Raw genomic sequence first — 16,956 nt, 5'->3', positions numbered from 1 at the left:
CCCACTAACCGAGCTGCAAAGCTCAACGAAGGGCCGAAAAACCACTCAATGTGGTGAATAGGTTCTCCGGTGGTGGTCGTGCCTGAGTTCAGGCGAGCTGAAAATCCGACTTTTTCAACAGAATCGGCCGATTTCTGCCTGTCACGACCGGCAGAAAGCGACTCAAGGCGGACAGATCGGCTTGACTCGGGCCGATCTGTCCATGGTGGCTAGAAACACCAGTCCTCATCGCGTACGACACGGCAGAATGGTCCCGCGAGGGTCGCATTGTGATGAGCGACAATCTCTTCGGCCTTCAGCGCAGGGGTGTCCGTGCAGGTATGGCCATCGGCGATCAGCACTGCATCGAATCCATGGTCACGTGCGGCGCGGCAGGTGCTGTCGACACAGTATTGGGTCTTCATACCGGCAATGACCACTCCCTGAATTCCACAAGCCCGTAGCTGATCGGCCAGGGCTGTCTTGGTGAAGGCGTTGGGACGACTTTTCTCGAAAATCACTTCGTCGCCGTGCAGCGCCAGTTCCTGCACCAGTTGTGTCAACGGGCTTCCAGGCTCGATTGGTGAACCAGGTGGACCAATGTGGCGGGCGAGAAAAATGGGTGCGCCTGCACTCCGGGCTTTACTCAACAGATTATTCAACGTGTCTAGCAACGCTTCGCCAGCCCATGGCTTATCCGGGCCATGAAACAATCCAACCTGCATATCGAGAATCAACAGTGCATACATAGTGCTTTTCCCTGCGTTTTGGCCAGCGACACAAGGGCAAAAGAAAAGGCCCTGTCCATCACTGGCGGGCCTTTGAAATTCGTGCGCTATTAGCTCACGACACCTCTCACGACCCGCCTCTGGCGGTCGTGGTAGTCGTGGTCAAGGCAATTCGTAATTGATTCATGGGGCTGACAATAGCTGCGCAGTACAGGGTTGGCAAGTGAGCACTACGAGCGTGAAGGCTGATTGAAGTATCGATCACTGTCCGCTCCTGGACCGATAGCTGCCTGTCATGCCGGTCCACTTCCGTCCAAAAGCTTTGGGATGCGCTGTTAGCGAGGTTCGCCGCTGCCTGCTACCACATCAGCACATTCAAATTGCCTCGGATTTCACCCCCTGCACCACGGGAAACCCGCGCAGCTTGGCCGACCACGTCACCATCAGCGTGGCCACCAACAGCACCAGTAGTGCAGGAGGGAATGCTTCTACGCCGACTCGGTCGAGTAGCAGACCTCCCACAATGCCCCCGCCAGCAATTGCGGTGTTCCAAGCAGTCACGAGCATGGATTGTGCGACATCTGACGCATCGCCAGCCGTTTGGGCCAATGCCGTTTGAAACAACGTTGCGGCGCCGCCAAAGGCTAACCCCCACGCGCCAATCGCTACGAAAACGGCAACGGGTTCGGTGGCTGCCATACCCAGCACTATCGCTGAAATCCCGAACAATGCGGTACTCGCCAGGGTCAGCGCGCGCAGGTACCGGTCGATCAACACCCCAACAATCAAGATGCCCAGCAACGATGTGATTCCGAAGACCAGCAGTACTACATCCGTCTGCGCTCCCAGGCCGGCCGCTTGCAGAAACGGGGCGATGTAGGTGTAGAGAATGTTGTGCGCAAGGACGAACGCCAGTACCACGAAGAGCACGGGGCGAATGCCCCGCAGTGTGAATACATGGCGCAGCGACAGACGTTTTTCTTCAAACTTCCCGGCGAAGTCCGGCACGTTGAAGCGCACCCATGCCATCAGCAGCACGGCCAGCAGGCTCATGATGCCGAAGCACATGCGCCATCCCAGGACGTTGCCCAGAAAGGTTCCGGCCGGGATGCCCAACGAGAGCGCCAGGGGTGTGCCCACCATCGCAATCGCGATGGCGCGGCCTTTGCGGTGTTCGGGCACCAGGCGCGCGGCATAGCCGGCCAATAACGCCCACAATAGCCCCGCCGCAACGCCGGCCAGAAAGCGCGCCGCGATCGTCAACGTGAAGCTGGTCGAAAACGTCGTGACCGTGTTGGCAATGGCAAAGCCGGCGATGGCAGCGAGTAGCAAGGGACGGCGACGAAATCCTTGTGTGGCCGCCGTTAACGGCATGGCGGCCATTAGCGATCCAATGGCATAGGCGGTGACGGTTTGCCCGACCCACGCCTCGGAGACGGCCAGCCCCTGTGCCATCTGCGGCAGGAGACCCGCCGGCAGTGCCTCGGTAAGGATGGTGATGAAGGCGGCCATCGCCAGCGCCAACAAGGGTGCATAAGGCATGCGATCCTGCACTTGCGAGTTCATTGGCCTGGCTCCGCGACGCCGTATACCGCGTCCCGCAGGTCGGTTACGAACCGTCCCGACATGCCTTCGTACAACGTGTTGGTGAAGGCGACGACACTCAGCTTCTGCTGTCGATCCACACACCACGAATGGCCATAGGCGCCACCCCAACGCCAGGTGCCTGGCGACTCGGGGGTGACCGCCAAGGCCGGATCGCGCAGTATCGAGAACCCCAGACCAAAGCCGAACCCCGGTGCAGCGGGCAATTCCTGGCCGCCGGTTTGATCGCGTGCCATCTCCTCGACGAGTGCCGTGGGCAGCAGCTCACCGCCGCCGCGACGCAATGTTTCAAGGAGGCGCAGGAAGTCCTCGGCTGTTCCGGCCATGCCGGCACCACCCGACGCAAACGCCTGCGGGTTGAAGATGCGGGCGGGGCTGAACGGGATGCCGATCGCCCCCTCGAACGGCGAAACGATTTCGCCTTCGGCCAGCGCATGGGGCTCGGGAGTCGCACTGACGTAGGTGGTAGGCACGCGCGATGGGTCCTGCGCGGCAAAGCCGGTATCGGTCATGCGCAGCGGATCAGTCACGAGCTGGCGCACCGCATCAGCCAGTTGCTCGCCCTGCACCCGCTGAATCACCGCCCCCAGTACATCGGTTGCCAGCGAATAGCCCCAGGCCGTGCCGGGCTCGTACAGCAGCGGCACGCTGGCGATGCGGCTCAGGTTTTCGGTGAGGCTGACGGTGGACGCATCCATACCGTCCGAGACACCGACCTGTGCATAGGGGCCATGCGCATCGGCTTCGAAAAAGCGATAGCCAAGCCCCGCCGTGTGACTAAGCAAATGCCGCACCGTGATGCGGGCAGCACGTCCATCAGCCAACTGTGGCCGAAACTCGGGCAACCACCGCTCAACGCTGTCATCCAGACCGAGACGGCCTTGCGCTACCAACACCAGGGCCGCCGTCGAGACAATAGGTTTGCTGACCGATGCCAAGCGAAACACCGCCTCTACGCTCATCGGCAACCGCTTCTCGCGGTCGGCCCAGCCGGCCGCCTGGCGATGGACCAACTCGCCATCGCGGGCCACCAATACTACCGCGCCAACCAGTCGCTGCTGCTCCAGCGCTTGCTGGACCGTTGCTTCAATGCGCGCGGACAACTGACGTGAAAGCGTGCCCGTGGATAAAGCGATTTCGGGGAGGGTCATGCGCAGTTCCTTCTGAGAGTGGAGAGCCCCGCCACGATAGAAAGTCTTGGATTAAAGAAAAACTGGGGTAGAGTTCCATTTTATGCGGAGCAGAATGTCCGCAATGGAGGGCAGCATGGACAGCTTGAATGGCTTTGTGGTGTTTGTGCAGGTCGCTGAAAATCGCAGTTTCGTTGCGGCCGGCCGAATGCTGGGGGTGTCGGCGTCGGCCATCGGCAAGAGTGTGGCGCGGCTGGAAGAGAAGCTCGGTGTTCGCCTGTTTCACCGCAGCACGCGCAGCGTCACGCCGACTGCCGAAGGCATGCTGTTTCTGGAGCGCAGCCGTCGGATTCTGGCAGAAATCGAGGCGGCTCAACTGGAACTGTCGCAAGCCAGCGCCGCTCCACGTGGACGCTTGAGGGTCAGCTTGCCCTTGGTCAGTTCGCTGGTACATCCGGTGCTCGGCGACTTTATGCGTGAGTACCCGGCCATTGAATTGGACCTGGACTTCAGTGACCGCCTGGTCGATGTGATCGAGGAAGGTTTCGACGTCGTGGTCAGAACCGGCGCGCCTACGGATTCGCGTTTATCGGCGCGTAAGCTCGGTTCATTCCGTTCGTTGCTGGTCGCCTCGCCGGACTACCTGGCAGCGCGTGGTACGCCAAAAGTACCAACCGATCTGCTGCAGCACAGCTGCCTGCACTACCGTTTCCCCCATAGCGGCAAGCTGGAAACCTGGGCCTTGCGTCGTACTGCTGAGGAGCCCGAGTTAGCCTTGCCCATTTCGATGATCTGCAACACCATCGAAACCCGTTTATGCTTTGCCTTGCGGGGACTGGGCATCGCCTATCTGCCGGAGTTCTCAGTCAGGCAGGCGCTCGCCGAGGGGCAGCTGTGGAGCGTTTTGCCAGAGCACACAGAGCGCAATGGCGAATTCCATTTGCTCTGGCCTGCCAGTAAACACCCATCTCCCAAGGTGCGGGTATTCGTCGACTTCCTCTGCGCCCGGGTTTTTCCGGGGAGAAAGGGGACGGATTTATTTTCACTACTCTAAACGTCCGCCATGGCCGATTTCTGCCTTCGACGACCGGCTGAAACCGACCGGAAGTGGTCACCTCTGCGCTTCACAAGCACGACTCTCAGGCGCGCTTGGGGAGCTTCCAGTTCGGGCGGATGAAGTGGCATGTGTAGCCATTCGGTATACGCTCGAGGTAATCCTGGTGCTCCGGCTCCGCTTCCCAAAAAGGTCCCGCCGGTTCGATTTCGGTGACAACCCGGCCTGGCCACAGGTGTGAAGCATCGACATCGGCAGCGGTGTCCTCGGCGATGTCGCGTTGCTGTTCGCTGAGGTAGTAGATCGCCGAACGGTAGCTGGGCCCCAGGTCATTACCCTGACGGTTGGGCGTGCTGGGGTCGTGTATCTGGAAGAAGAACTCAAGGATCTGCCGGTAGCTGATCACGGCAGGGTCGAAGACGATCTCGATGGCTTCGGCGTGGTTGCCATGGTTGCGGTAGGTGGCATTCGGCACATCGCCGCCGGTGTACCCGACCCGCGTGTGCAGCACACCGGGATAGCGCCGCAGCAGATCCTGCATGCCCCAGAAGCAACCTCCGGCGAGAATGGCAGTTTCGGTTTGTCTGGTCATGGTCTGTCGTTCCTCTCGGAGGAGTTGGGTATAGCCTTTGTTATGAGGGCGTGTTGGCCAATTCCAAGGTTTCGCGCAAACAGAACTGGAATGACCGCATTTGGCCGATTACTACCTGTCGCGAAGGATCGCAATCACCTCAAACCTGGCGGTGGCGGCAGACAGAAAACCGCCGGAGTCAGACCATGATTGAACCCGCCAGTATGTTAGCGTGCAGCCGATAAAAGGGACTACCTCAACGAGCTATAACCGAATACTGGCATTTATAGGGGGCTGTCTCACTAGCGGTAGGTGATTGGTTTTTCCGGGAATTTGCAACCGGTGGTATGAGTCGCCTGCAATGCACCGTGGAGGGCACCCATGACTATCTCATGCAGCAGCTTGCGTCGTGCTCCCTTACTTGCCTGGGACTCTCCAATCCAGGCAGGCAGTTGGTTGAGCAGGGAAACGATGCTGCTGAAGGTAGCACGCTGGGTGACGCTCACCGGTGTACCCGTGAGCTGCTCTATCGTTCCCACCAAGTGTTCCTCATAGCGCCGACGCAAGGTCAGGATCAAGGCTTGCTGTTCGCTGCTCAGACAATGGAGGTCATACTCCGCCAGGCGGAAATGCGCCCCCATACGCTCATGCAGCAGGAGGTGCGCCTCAAGCAGGCCGTGCAGTCGTACCGCAGGTGCGGATTTGCGACGATTCACCAGGCTGGCGCCGTGAAGCAACTGTTCGTAGAGTTCCTCGATCAGCTCGAACAGCAGTGCTTCCTTGCTATCGATGTGGTTGTAAATGGAGCCGACATTGATCCCTAGATAAGTGGCGAGATCGCGCATGCTTACCCGGCTGAAACCACACCTGGCGAACAGCTCGAGTGCTTTGTGGCGGGTTTCCATGTAGCGCGAGTGGTGCCCTTGTTCGACAGGTCCCGCTGAAAGGGAATTCGGGCTGGCGCAACGGGGCGTTACTGGCTGGGCGTTGGTCATGGAATTAACACCTCGATAGTTGCTCATTCACCTTCATACGCGAAACTGCCCCAATAGCCGATTCAGCTGACCCGCCAGTTGGCCCAATTCCTGGCTGGCCTCGTTGGACCGGCCTGCTGCCTGGGCATTTTCGTGGGCCAGCGAAGCTGCACGGGTGGCATTCTGGTTGATGTCCTCGAAGGGAGACGGAAGAGGGGGACAGCCGGACGCAGCGGGCGCGTCCGGCCAAGGCCTCAGAGCGCGTAGTGCGCCAGCTCGCGGGCGATCAGCAGGCGCTGCACTTCACTGGTGCCTTCGTAGATCTGGGTGATGCGCGCATCGCGGTAGTAGCGCTCCACCGGGTAGTCTTCCAGGTAGCCGTAGCCGCCATGGATCTGCATGGCGCTGGAGCACACGCGCTCGGCCATTTCCGAGGCGAACAGCTTGGCCTGCGAGGCTTCTGACAAGCACGGTTGCCCGGCGCTTTTCAGGCGTGCGGCATGCAGCACCAGCAGGCGGGTAGCATTGAGCCGGGTGTGCATATCGGCGAGCAGGTTGGACACGCTCTGGTGTTCGATGATTGGTTTGCCGAATTGGATGCGTTCACGGGCATACCCCAGCGCGGCCTCGAAGGCGGCGCGGGCGATGCCCAGGGCCTGGGCGGCGATGCCGATGCGACCGCCTTCCAGGTTGGACAGGGCAATGGCCAGGCCCTTGCCGCGCTCGCCCAGCAGATTGTCCTGGGGGATCGTGCAGTCGTTCAGGGTCACCGCGCAGGTATCGGAGGCCTTGATGCCCATCTTGTGTTCGCTGCGGTCGACCACGAATCCGGGATCGTCGGTCGGCACCAGGAAGGCCGACAGCCCCTTCTTGCCCAGTTCCGGATCGGTGACGGCAAAGACGATGGCCAGCTTGGCGCGCTTGCCGTTACTGACGAACTGCTTGGCGCCGTTGAGTACCCACTGGCCGTCGCGCAGCTCGGCGCGGGTGCGCAGGTTGTGTGCTTCGGTGCCGGCCTGTGGTTCGGTCAGACAGAAACAGCCGATGGCCTGGCCGCTGGCCAGCAGCGGCAGCCAGCTGTCTTGCTGGGCGGGGGTGCCGTATTTGAGTAGCGGGCCGCAGCCCACTGAATTGTGGATGCTCATCAATGCGCCGAGGGCGCCGTCGCCGGCCGAGATTTCTTCCACGGCCAGGGCGTAGGCCACATAGTCGGTGTAACTGCCGCCCCAAGTGTCCGGCACAACCATCCCCAGCAGGCCCAGTTCACCCATCTGCGCCACCACGGCGTCATCGATCCAGCCGGCCTTTTCCCAGGCTTGGGCATGCGGGCCGACTTCGCTGCGGGCGAAGTCGCGCGCCATGTCGCGGATCATGCGTTGTTCTTCGGTCAATTCGATATCGTGCATTGCGAGTCTCCTGCCGATCAGGCGGTGCGAAGGGGGTTGCCAGAGGCCGGGCGATAGTCTCTGAAGAAGGCCTGCACCCGCGCAGGTACCAGTTCCCCCAGGGAGGGCGGGTTCCAGCGTGGGATCTTGTCCTTGTCGATGATCAGGGCGCGGACGCCCTCCATCAGGTCGCCCCTGTCGAACCACTGGTAGCCCAGGTGCAACTCCAAGGCAAAACAGTCGGCCAGGCTCAGGTATCGACCGCGACGCAATAGCTCCAGTGTCGCGGCCATTGCCAGCGGCGAGCGGCTGTCGAGCAGCTCGACCGTCTGCTCGGCCCAGTCGCGCAGCTCGGGACGCTGCTCGCGCTGCAGCGCATTGCGAATCGCCGGCACATCAGGCAGGGCGAAGTATTCATCGATCACCTGGCGATAGGCCTTGAGTTCCGATCCCGCAATACGCTCGGTGGCCAGGCCGGCGAGCAGATCTTGCAAGTCTTCGTCGGGCGCACGGGTCCAGTTCAGATGATCCAGGGCGGCATCCAGTTCGGCCAGCCGCTCGCTGGGCAGATAGTAGTCGGCCAGGTTGGCATAGAGCGCATCGGCGGCACGTACCTGGCAGCCTGTGACCCCCAGATAGATACCCAGCTCACCCGGAAGGCGCGGCAGGAAATAGCTGCCGCCGACATCGGGGAAAAAGCCGATGCCGACTTCCGGCATACCCATCCGCGTGCGCTCGGTGATCACCCTCAGCGAGGCAGCTTGTGCCAGCCCCATGCCGCCGCCCAGGACGAAACCATCCAGCAGCGCCAGCACCGGTTTGGAGTAGCCATGCAGGTACTCGTCAAGGGCGTACTCTTCCTCGAGGAACAGCTCGTGCAGGTTGTCGCCGGTCTTGTGACTGTCGTACAGCATGCGGATGTCGCCACCGGCACAGAAGGCTTTTTCCCCGGCGCCACGAATGGTCACGGCGACGATTTCCGGGTCCTGTTCCCAGACCCGCAGGTACCGGCACAACAGTGTCACCATGGGCAGGTCCAAGGTGTTCAACGCGCTTGGTCGATTCAGCGTCAGGTGGCCGATGCGGTTGCGCACACTGGCTAGCACCGGGGCTTGCTGCCCGCTCATGCTTTTGCTTCCCCACGGAACAGTTTGATGATGGCGGAGAAGTCCAGACCGCCATTACCTTGCAGGCTGAAGGTCTGGTACAGCTGCTGAGCGGCAGCACCGAGCACCACTGGCTGACGCGCATGTTTCGCTGCTTCGGTGGCCAGGCCGAGGTCCTTGAGCATCAGGTCGGTACCAAAGCCGCCACTGTAACCACGCGAGGCCGGAGCGTTTTCCAGCACGCCCGGGAACGGATTGTTGATCTCCGAGCTCCAGCAGCGACCGGTGGAGGTGCCGATGACACCGGCCAGCACCTTGGCGTCCATGCCCAGGGCTACACCCAAGGCCATGGCCTCGGCGACGCCGACCATGGAGATGCCGAGCAGCATGTTATTGGCGATTTTGGCCACTTGGCCGTTGCCTGCGCCGCCGCAGTGCACAATGTTCCTGCCCATGGCCGAGAGGATCGGCAGGGCTTGGTCGAACACGCTGACCGGGCCGCCGACCATAAAAGTCAGGGTGCCTGCCGCCGCGCCACCGGTGCCGCCGGATACCGGCGCGTCGAGCATCGGGTTGCCCTGGGCCAGGGCGAATTTGGCCACCTCGCGAGCGCTTAGCGGGTCGATCGTCGAACTGTCGATCAACAGCACGCTTTGGCCAATATTGGCCAACAGGCCGTCCTTGCCGCGATAGACCTGCATCACATGGTCGGCGGTCGGCAACATGGTGATGATCACCTCAACCTTGGCTTTGGCCACGGCGGCGGGCGAGTCAGCGGCGCTGGCACCGGCCTCCACCAGGGCGGCGACCGCCTGCGGGAAAGGATCGAAGACGGTCAGACTGTGGCCAGCCTTGAGCAGGTTGCGGGCCATTGGGCCGCCCATGTTGCCGAGGCCGAGAAATCCGATATGCATGATGACTACCTTTTGCGAGTGGGGATCAGCGGTGCAGGAAATTCGGCACGCGCTTGTCGACGAAGGCGTGCATGCCTTCCTTTTGGTCGTGGCCGGCAAACAGCGAATTGCATCGTTCAGCTCCTGGCCGGCCGACGCTGGGCGCCGGCCGGCAGAGATCATTTAAGGGTGATGGTGGTGTTCACCGAGCCGCCGGTGTCATCCTCGTCGAACCAGCGCTGGGTGACCGTCTTGGTCTGGGTGTAGAAGGTCACCACCTGCTTGCCGTAGGGGCCCAGGTCGCCCAGCTTGGAGGCGCGCGAACCGGAGAAGGAGAACAGCGGAACCGGTACCGGGATCGGCACGTTGATGCCTACCTGGCCGACGTCGATTTCTTCCTGGAAATGACGGGCCGCAGCGCCGGAGCGGGTGAACAGAGCGGTGCCGTTGCCATTCGGGTTGGCGTTGATGATCTCGATCGCCTCGCTCAGGCTGGCGGCGTGCATGACGCACAGCACCGGGCCGAAGATTTCTTCGCGGTACACCGACATTTGCGCAGTGACGCTGGAGAAGATGGTCGGGCCGACGAAGTTGCCGTCCTGGTAGCCCGGCACGCTCGGGTTGCGTCCATCCAGTTCGAGTTTGGCGCCTTCTTCGATGCCGCTGGCAATCAGGCTGTGGACGCGGTCCAGGGCCGCGCAGGAAATCACCGGACCGATGTCGGTGCCAGGCTCGGTGCCGCCATTGATCTTGAGGGTCTTGGTCCGCTCGATCAGGTCCGGCAACCAGGCCTGTGCTTCACCCACCAGGATCACCACCGGCAGGGCCATGCAGCGTTGACCAGCGGCGCCGAAGGAGGCTCCCAGCAGGTTGTTCAACGTCTGCTGCTTGTTGGCATCGGGCAGGACAATGGCGTGGTTCTTCGCGCCCATCATGCACTGTGCGCGCTTGCCGTTCTGGGTGGCGCGGTTGTAGACATGGGTACCGACTTTGGTCGAACCGACGAAGGACACGGCTTTGATGTCCGGGTGGTCGCAGATCAGGTTCACCGCGTCGACGCCGCCGTGGATAACGTTGAGCACGCCCTTGGGTACACCGGCCTCCAGGGCCAGTTCGACCAGGCGCATGGTCACCAGCGGGTCTTGCTCGGACGGCTTTAGGATGAAAGTGTTGCCGGTGGCGATGGCCATCGGGAACATCCACAGCGGGATCATCGCCGGGAAGTTGAACGGGGTGATGCCGGCGCACACGCCCAGCGGCTGCATCAGGGTGTAGGTGTCGACGCCGTTGGCGACGTTGTTGGCCAACTCGCCCATCTGCAGGTTGCCGATGGAGGTGGCGTGCTCGACCACCTCCAGGCCGCGGAACACATCACCTTCGGCATCTGGCAGGGTTTTGCCCTGTTCGGCGGTGAGCAGGGCAGCCAGTTCCTTGATGTTCTCGCGGATCAACTGCTGGTATTTGAAGAAGATCCGCGAGCGGGCGCCGATCGGCGTCTTGCGCCAGGTCTTGAAGGCTTCCTTGGCGCTGGCCACGGCGGCGTCCATTTCCTCGGCGGTGGCGAAGGGTACGCGGGCCAGAACTTCCTGGGTGGCCGGGTTGACCACGTCGCGCCACTGAGTGGTGCGCGATTCAACGAATTCGCCGTTGATGAGGAGCTTGACGGTTGGAATGCTGGATGAGGTCATTTTCGGGTCCTGCCTACTTTCTTTAGGTCGAGTGAAGCCCCTCGGCCTGGTTGGCCGAGCGGTCGCGTTTGAATTCAGAAGGGCCGGCGTACCGGCCCGGGTTCAGCCCTTGAGGTGCGGGAAGTCTTCTTCGAAGTATTCTTGCGCGCCGCGTGCATCGCTCTGGCGGCGCTGCACTTCCATCTGTCGCAGTTCCACCCGGCGGATCTTCCCGGAGATGGTCTTGGGCAGTTCGCTGACGAATTCGATGCGTCGCACCCGTTTGTAGGGCGCCAGGTGCTCGCGGGCGAAGGCGAGGATGCTGGCGGCGAGTTCGTAGCTGCCCGGTGCGTCATGGGCCAGGATCAGATAGGCCTTGGGCACTGCCAGGCGCACCGGATCAGGGCTTGGCACCACGGCCACTTCCATCACCGCCGGGTGCTCGATCAGCGCGCTTTCCAGCTCGAATGGGCTGATGCGGTAGTCGGAGGCTTTGAACACGTCGTCGGCGCGGCCGACAAAGGTGATGTAGCCATCCGCGTCGATCTGCGCCGTGTCGCCGGTACGGTAGTAGCCGTCGCGCATCACTTCGGCGGTTTTTTCCGGGCTGTCCTCGTAGCACAGCATCAGGCCGAGGGGACGCACGTCCAGCGGCAGGGCTACTTCACCCTCATCGCCGGGTACGCCGTCGGGGTCAAGCATAGTCACCTGGTAGCCCGGCAATGGACGGCCCATGGAACCGGGTTTGAGCAGCTGGCCGGGCGTGTTGCCGACCAAAGCGGTGGTTTCCGACTGACCGAAGCCGTCGCGCAGCGGCAAGTCCCAGGCATGCAGGATCTGCTCGATGATCTCCGGGTTGAGCGGCTCACCGGCGCCCACCAGTTCGCGCAGGCTCAGGCGCTCCTTGTAACTGGCCAGATCCTCCTGGATCAGCATGCGCCACACGGTGGGCGGGGCGCACAGGCTGGTGACGCCATAGCGCTCCAGCGCGCCAAGCAGGGCCGGGGCGCTGAAGCGCGCGACGTTGTGGATGAAGATGCAGGCGCCGGCGTTCCACGGTGCGAAGAGGCAGCTCCACGCATGCTTGGCCCAACCCGGTGACGAGATGTTCAAGTGCAGGTCACCCGGCTGCAGGCCGATCCAGTACATGGTCGACAGGTGGCCGACCGGGTAGCTCTGGTGACTGTGCAGCACCATCTTCGGCTTGGAGGTGGTACCGGAGGTGAAGTACAGCAGCATCGGGTCGGTGGCTAGCGTGCGGCCTTCGACGTCGAAGTGCTCGGAATATTCGCTGGCGGCGCTGTGCGGGGTCCAGCCAGTGGGGGCCGGGCCGACGCAGATGCGACTGCAGCCGTCTCCCAGGCCGACGAACTTGTCGACATGGGCGCTGCCGACCACCAGGTGACGAACCTGGCCACGCTCGATGCGGTCGCCCAGGTCATCGGGGGTCAGCAGGGCGGTGGCGGGGATAACCACGGCGCCAAGCTTGAAGGCGGCAAGCATGGTTTCCCACAGGGCGACGTCGTTACCGAGCATCAGCAGGATGCGTTCGCCGCGGCGCACGCCAAGGGCACGCAGGTGATTGGCCACCTGGTTGGAGCGCGCGGCCAATTGCTGGAAGCTGTAGCGCTGTTCGCTGCCGTCTTCTTCAACGATCCACAGGGCGTTGGCCTGGTTGCCCTCGGCCATGGCATCGAAATAATCCAGTGCCCAGTTGAACTCGTTCAGTTGCGGCCAGCGGAAGTCACGCACGGCAGTGGTGTAGTCAGTACGGTGAGCCAGCAGGAAGTCTCGAGCGGCGAGGAAGGGTTGGCAGTTGCTGTTCATTGGAGTCTCCATCGATCGTGGTGACGATCGGCGCGGGTACAGGTACGGGATGGTCAGGCGGCGAGGGTGGCTTCGCTGCGGGCAGCAATGCGTACGAGACGCGTGCAGGTACCTGAGAGCGGGGAGACGGCGGCAAGCATGGATGTCTTCACGGTGTATGCCCTTGTTTATTTTTGTTGGGTCTGGCCCGGTTCATGACCAAGCGCTTGAGCCCAGTATATGCATGCAAAAATCAATTAAAAATGCTCATAAAAACCGGTGCGTTGTGCAAAAAAATCATAGGTGTGGCGCGTTGGATGAGGCCACTCGCACCGTCAGGCGACGCGAGCGGCCCCGTCTGGCGGGGGGATTTACCAGAGCGCCAGGGTATAGCTGAGGATCAGGCGGTTTTCATCCAGGTCGCTGCCGAAGTTGGTCGAGCGCACCGTCGCGTTGCGCCACTTCACCCCGACATTCTTTAATGGCCCGCTCTGCACGACATAACCGATGTCGGTATCGCGTTCCCATTCCTTGCCTTGGGGACGGTTGCCGCCCAGATCAATGTTGTCGCCGGTGAGGTAACGGGTCATGAAGGTCAGGCCAGGCACCCCGATGGCCGCGAAGTTGTAGTCGTAGCGAGCCTGCCAGGACTTTTCGTCCTTGCTGGCGAAGTCGCCGATCTGCACGAAGTTCACCAGGAAGGCGTCGGTGCCGTTGACGTAGGCGTAGCCGGTGTCGCCGCTCATGCCCTGGTAACCCAGGCCCAACGCATGCCCGTCGACGCTGTAGGTGAACATCGCGCCGATGGCATTGTTATCGACATTGCTGCCACCGTCGTCCGTGGAGCGGGCGAAGCGCAGATCGGTCTTCAGCGACTGGCCGGTTGTGACCGGCAACACGTAGGTCAGGTTGACCAGGTGCTGGCTGTAGAAGTTGTCGAGGTGACCGTAGCTGTAGCCGGTGGCGAGGTTGCTGGTCCATTTGTAGTTCAGGCTGGCGAAATCGAAGCTGTCGCTGTCGACATGACGTGTGGTGATGCCTTTGGCGCCGGTGCGGGTGATGCCCATGTCTTCGTAATTCGAGGAGTCGCGCTGATTGACCTGCGTCAGTCGCCCGGCATCCACCGTCATGCCTTCAATCTCCAGCGACGTCAACTGGCCGCCCTTGAAGGTTTGTGGCAACAGCCGTGAATCGTTGGCCAGTACCGTCGGCAGTTTCGGCAGCAGCGTGCCGAGTTTCAGTGTGCTTTTTGAGGCACGCACTTTGGCGGTCAGGCCCAGTTCGCCGTACTCGTCCTGAGCCCCTTTGCTCGTGTCGCGGTGGCGTTTGAGCAGGCCGGAGCCTGCGCGATCGGGGCTGGAATCGAGCTTGACGCCGACCAGTCCGATGGCATCGAAACCCACACCGATCAACCCTTCGGTGAATCCCGACTCATAGCGCAGCAGGAAACCCTGTGCCCATTCCTCTTGCCTGGATTGGGGAGCGTTGGTCTGACGATAATCTCGGTTGAAGTAAAAGTTGCGCAGTTCCAGGTTGGCCTTGCTGTCTGCCAGGAAGTCCGCGTGGACCTGGGTGGCAACGCTGCTGCCTGCCAGGAGCAGGGTGATTAGGGTGGGTTTCATTGCTTGTCTCTTGTTGTTATGAGCAGTGTTGTTATAAGCAAGCCGTTCCCGCACTGGCCGGGGCTGGTGGAGGGAAGGCTCGTTGGAGGTACCCCGCGCCGGGCGGCGCAGGGCGGGAGTAAAAAAGCGCGAAGCAAAGGAGCGGACTCGCGCTCGGGGCCGTTAGCCCCGGAAAGCTGCAGCGTTAGTGACTGCTGGCCATGGCAGCGCCCAAGCCAGTCTGGGCGCGGACGAACTGATCGGCATAGGCAGCGCGCTCGCGGTCGGCGCGCTCGCTACGGTCCAGCTTGGACGCCACCACGATGACCAGGAAGGCCAAAGGCATGGAGAACAGCGCCGGCTGGTCGTAGGGGAAGATCGCCTGGGCATGGCCCAATACGCCGACCCACACCGACGGAGAGCCGATGACCAGGGCCAGGGCGCTGATCAGGCCAGTCAGACCGCCATAGAGGGCGCCACGGGTGGTCAGGCCACCCCAGTACATGGCCATGATCAATACCGGGAAATTCGCAGAGGCCGCTATGCCAAACGTCAGGCCGACCAGGAAGGCGATGTTCTGGCCCTCGAATAGAATGCCGAGGGAAATCGCGACGATGCCCAGTCCGACAGTGGCGATGCGCGACACGCGCATTTCCTGCTTCTCGTCGGCCTTGCCCTTCTTCAGTACCGAGGCATATAGGTCGTGAGAGATGGCCGAGGCGCCGGCCAGGGCCAGGCCGGCCACCACTGCAAGGATGGTGGCGAAGGCCACGGCGGAGAGGAATCCGAGAAACAGATTGCCGCCCACCGCCTTGGCCAGGTGCATGGCCACCATGTTGCCGCCGCCGATCATGGCGCCGCCGAGCTTACCGTCGACATAGTACTGCGGGTCTGTGCCGACGATGACGATGGCGGTGTAGCCCAGGATGCAGACCACCAGGAAGAAGAAGCCGATGAACACCGTGGCGAATAGCACCGATTTGCGCGCCTCCTTGGCATTGGGCACGGTGAAGAAACGCATCAGAATGTGCGGCAGGCCGGCGATGCCGAAGACCAGTCCGAGGGACAGTGACACCGCGTTGATCGGGTCGGCCAGCAAAGTGCCCGGGCCCATAATCTGCACGCCGCTGGCATGCACCGCCACGGCTTGGGCGGCCAGCGTCTCGAAGCTGAAGCCGAAGCGGCTCAGGGCCATCAGCATCAGGGTCGTGCCGCCGGCCAGCAGCAGGACCGCCTTGGTGATCTGCACCCATGTGGTGGCGAGCATGCCGCCGAAGATCACGTAGACCAGCATCAGCAGGCCGACCACCACCACCGCCGTGCGATAGTCGAGGCCGAACAGCAGCTTGACCAACTGCCCAGCGCCGACCATTTGCACCACCAGGTAGCAACACACCACCGTCAGCGAGCCGAGGGCGGCGAAGCTGCGTACGCGAGTTTGATCCAGGCGGAAGGAGACGATGTCGGCGAAGGTGTAGCGGCCCAGGTTGCGCAGGCGCTCGGCCATCAGGAAGGTGACGATGGGCCAGCCGACGAAGAAGCCAATGATATAGATGAAGCCGTCATAGCCTCTGGTGAACACCATGCTCGAGAGGCCCAGCAAAGTGGCCGCCGACATATAGTCACCGGCGATCGCCAGGCCATTCTGCAAACCCGTTATACCGCCGCCGGCACTGTAGAAATCGGCGGCGGAGCGCGTGCGGCGCGAAGCCCACCAAGTGATCAGCAACGTGGCGAGGACGAAGACGAAGAACATGCCGATGGCATGCACATTGAGCGGTTGCTTCTCCGCGGTGATGGGTGCGGCGTTGGCCAGCAGGGGGCTGAGGGCGAGAAGGGCGAGTAGGCGTTTCATGCGCGGGTCTCCTGGAGGATCTGCGCGCTGAGCGCGTCGAAACGGGTGTTGGCGGTATTCACGTACCAGGCGGTAAGCAACCAGGACAGCAGGATAATTGTCACGCCGATCGGCATGCCGAGGCTGAGGTGACTGCCGTCGTACAGCGGCAGGTGCAGCCAGGCAGGTGCGAAGGCCACTACCATGATGAAGCTGTAATAGACAGCCAGGACCGCGCCGCTCAGTGACCAGGCTAACAACGCGCGCTGGCGGGTGAGGCGCTGGAACTTGGGATTGGCCCTGACCTGGGCGCAGGTCTGGGCGTGGTTCGGATGATCTGTCGTCATAGTGAGGCTCCGCTTTTAATTGTTGTTGTTTGCCGGCCTTTTGAGGGGCGTACGGGTACCCGGGCGACGTCCCGAAGCGGAGCGTCACCTGAATGCTGCTGGAGTCGTTGCTGCCCTGGCGATCTTCCGGAGGCGAGGGGCTGTTGAAATGGCAGGTGTGGCGCCGACAGGAGACCCGCCGTATGAGCCCTCGGCGGGCGCGAAGGTGGCAGTGATTACGCTGCCGCGCAGTTGCCTGTTTTCGGCTTGAAAGCAGGCTTTTTACCCTGCATTCAT

General features: G+C 62.0%; 14 protein-coding genes. 1 reads left to right on the top strand and 13 read right to left on the bottom strand.

Annotation, left to right across the window (positions count from 1 at the left end):
- Nucleotides 1-209: 209 nt before the first annotated feature.
- From KGA83_RS02080 to KGA83_RS02070, 3 genes are all read right to left on the bottom strand, one after another.
- Nucleotides 210-728 carry a cysteine hydrolase family protein gene (locus KGA83_RS02080; RefSeq protein WP_223528084.1) on the bottom strand — a complete coding sequence of 173 codons (519 nt, stop codon included), beginning with the start codon at nucleotides 726-728 and terminating at the stop codon, nucleotides 210-212.
- Nucleotides 729-1,082: 354 nt separating this feature from the next.
- The gene (locus tag KGA83_RS02075) at nucleotides 1,083-2,273 is read right to left on the bottom strand and encodes an MFS transporter (protein WP_223528081.1); all 1,191 of its coding nucleotides are present in this window, start codon (nucleotides 2,271-2,273) and stop codon (nucleotides 1,083-1,085) included.
- Complete coding sequence (locus tag KGA83_RS02070; RefSeq protein ID WP_223528079.1) at nucleotides 2,270-3,463, bottom strand: serine hydrolase domain-containing protein; 1,194 nt, start codon at nucleotides 3,461-3,463, stop codon at nucleotides 2,270-2,272. Before KGA83_RS02070 ends, KGA83_RS02075 begins: the two co-directional genes overlap by 4 nt.
- A 115-nt stretch (nucleotides 3,464-3,578) precedes the next feature.
- Between KGA83_RS02070 and KGA83_RS02065 the strand changes: the two genes are divergently transcribed.
- Entirely contained in the window at nucleotides 3,579-4,496 is a 918-nt protein-coding gene (locus KGA83_RS02065; protein ID WP_223528076.1) for a LysR family transcriptional regulator, read from the top strand.
- An 85-nt stretch (nucleotides 4,497-4,581) separates the two neighbouring features.
- Here KGA83_RS02065 and msrA read toward each other — a convergent pair whose 3' ends face one another.
- The 10 genes from msrA to KGA83_RS02015 all read right to left on the bottom strand — a co-directional run bounded on the left by msrA (nucleotide 4,582) and on the right by KGA83_RS02015 (nucleotide 16,680).
- On the bottom strand, nucleotides 4,582-5,088 hold the full coding sequence (gene msrA / locus KGA83_RS02060) for a peptide-methionine (S)-S-oxide reductase MsrA (RefSeq protein WP_108215682.1): 507 nt from the start codon (nucleotides 5,086-5,088) through the stop codon (nucleotides 4,582-4,584).
- Between the two features lie 281 nt (nucleotides 5,089-5,369).
- Nucleotides 5,370-6,062, bottom strand: a complete 693-nt coding sequence (locus KGA83_RS02055; RefSeq protein ID WP_223528073.1) for a TetR/AcrR family transcriptional regulator — start codon at nucleotides 6,060-6,062, stop codon at nucleotides 5,370-5,372.
- A gap of 233 nt (nucleotides 6,063-6,295) precedes the next feature.
- A complete protein-coding gene (locus KGA83_RS02050; protein ID WP_223528070.1) occupies nucleotides 6,296-7,447 on the bottom strand; it encodes an acyl-CoA dehydrogenase family protein in 1,152 nt (383 codons plus the stop codon).
- A 17-nt stretch (nucleotides 7,448-7,464) separates the two neighbouring features.
- On the bottom strand, nucleotides 7,465-8,553 hold the full coding sequence (locus KGA83_RS02045; RefSeq protein WP_223528067.1) for an enoyl-CoA hydratase/isomerase family protein: 1,089 nt from the start codon (nucleotides 8,551-8,553) through the stop codon (nucleotides 7,465-7,467).
- Nucleotides 8,550-9,446, bottom strand: a complete 897-nt coding sequence (mmsB, locus tag KGA83_RS02040) for a 3-hydroxyisobutyrate dehydrogenase (protein ID WP_223528064.1) — start codon at nucleotides 9,444-9,446, stop codon at nucleotides 8,550-8,552. The genes KGA83_RS02045 and mmsB overlap by 4 nt, the downstream gene beginning before the upstream one ends.
- A 158-nt stretch (nucleotides 9,447-9,604) precedes the next feature.
- The gene (locus KGA83_RS02035) at nucleotides 9,605-11,113 is read right to left on the bottom strand and encodes a CoA-acylating methylmalonate-semialdehyde dehydrogenase (protein WP_223528061.1); all 1,509 of its coding nucleotides are present in this window, start codon (nucleotides 11,111-11,113) and stop codon (nucleotides 9,605-9,607) included.
- A gap of 102 nt (nucleotides 11,114-11,215) precedes the next feature.
- Nucleotides 11,216-12,919 (bottom strand): AMP-binding protein, encoded by a 1,704-nt coding sequence (locus tag KGA83_RS02030; protein WP_223528058.1) that lies wholly within the window; start codon nucleotides 12,917-12,919, stop codon nucleotides 11,216-11,218.
- A gap of 350 nt (nucleotides 12,920-13,269) precedes the next feature.
- Nucleotides 13,270-14,520 carry an OprD family porin gene (locus KGA83_RS02025; RefSeq protein WP_223528055.1) on the bottom strand — a complete coding sequence of 417 codons (1,251 nt, stop codon included), beginning with the start codon at nucleotides 14,518-14,520 and terminating at the stop codon, nucleotides 13,270-13,272.
- A 184-nt stretch (nucleotides 14,521-14,704) separates the two neighbouring features.
- A complete protein-coding gene (locus KGA83_RS02020; RefSeq protein WP_223528052.1) occupies nucleotides 14,705-16,354 on the bottom strand; it encodes a cation acetate symporter in 1,650 nt (549 codons plus the stop codon).
- Nucleotides 16,351-16,680, bottom strand: a complete 330-nt coding sequence (locus KGA83_RS02015) for a DUF485 domain-containing protein (protein WP_150780962.1) — start codon at nucleotides 16,678-16,680, stop codon at nucleotides 16,351-16,353. Before KGA83_RS02015 ends, KGA83_RS02020 begins: the two co-directional genes overlap by 4 nt.
- Nucleotides 16,681-16,956: the final 276 nt, after the last annotated feature.

This window comes from Pseudomonas sp. GL-R-19 (assembly GCF_019956375.1).
In the GTDB taxonomy this organism is placed as follows: Bacteria; Pseudomonadota; Gammaproteobacteria; order Pseudomonadales; family Pseudomonadaceae; genus Aquipseudomonas.
This window is presented reverse-complemented; position numbering and strand designations above follow the sequence as displayed.

What these genes read in the sequence shown, in the direction of transcription:
- KGA83_RS02080 (WP_223528084.1), bottom strand. Translation starts at nt 728, where the DNA reads ATGTATGCACTGTTGATTCTCGATATGCAGGTTGGATTGTTTCATGGC.
- KGA83_RS02075 (WP_223528081.1), bottom strand. Translation starts at nt 2,273, where the DNA reads ATGAACTCGCAAGTGCAGGATCGCATGCCTTATGCACCCTTGTTGGCG.
- KGA83_RS02070 (WP_223528079.1), bottom strand. Translation starts at nt 3,463, where the DNA reads ATGACCCTCCCCGAAATCGCTTTATCCACGGGCACGCTTTCACGTCAG.
- KGA83_RS02065 (WP_223528076.1), top strand. Translation starts at nt 3,579, where the DNA reads ATGGACAGCTTGAATGGCTTTGTGGTGTTTGTGCAGGTCGCTGAAAAT.
- msrA (WP_108215682.1), bottom strand. Translation starts at nt 5,088, where the DNA reads ATGACCAGACAAACCGAAACTGCCATTCTCGCCGGAGGTTGCTTCTGG.
- KGA83_RS02055 (WP_223528073.1), bottom strand. Translation starts at nt 6,062, where the DNA reads ATGACCAACGCCCAGCCAGTAACGCCCCGTTGCGCCAGCCCGAATTCC.
- KGA83_RS02050 (WP_223528070.1), bottom strand. Translation starts at nt 7,447, where the DNA reads ATGCACGATATCGAATTGACCGAAGAACAACGCATGATCCGCGACATG.
- KGA83_RS02045 (WP_223528067.1), bottom strand. Translation starts at nt 8,553, where the DNA reads ATGAGCGGGCAGCAAGCCCCGGTGCTAGCCAGTGTGCGCAACCGCATC.
- mmsB (WP_223528064.1), bottom strand. Translation starts at nt 9,446, where the DNA reads ATGCATATCGGATTTCTCGGCCTCGGCAACATGGGCGGCCCAATGGCC.
- KGA83_RS02035 (WP_223528061.1), bottom strand. Translation starts at nt 11,113, where the DNA reads ATGACCTCATCCAGCATTCCAACCGTCAAGCTCCTCATCAACGGCGAA.
- KGA83_RS02030 (WP_223528058.1), bottom strand. Translation starts at nt 12,919, where the DNA reads ATGAACAGCAACTGCCAACCCTTCCTCGCCGCTCGAGACTTCCTGCTG.
- KGA83_RS02025 (WP_223528055.1), bottom strand. Translation starts at nt 14,520, where the DNA reads ATGAAACCCACCCTAATCACCCTGCTCCTGGCAGGCAGCAGCGTTGCC.
- KGA83_RS02020 (WP_223528052.1), bottom strand. Translation starts at nt 16,354, where the DNA reads ATGAAACGCCTACTCGCCCTTCTCGCCCTCAGCCCCCTGCTGGCCAAC.
- KGA83_RS02015 (WP_150780962.1), bottom strand. Translation starts at nt 16,680, where the DNA reads ATGACGACAGATCATCCGAACCACGCCCAGACCTGCGCCCAGGTCAGG.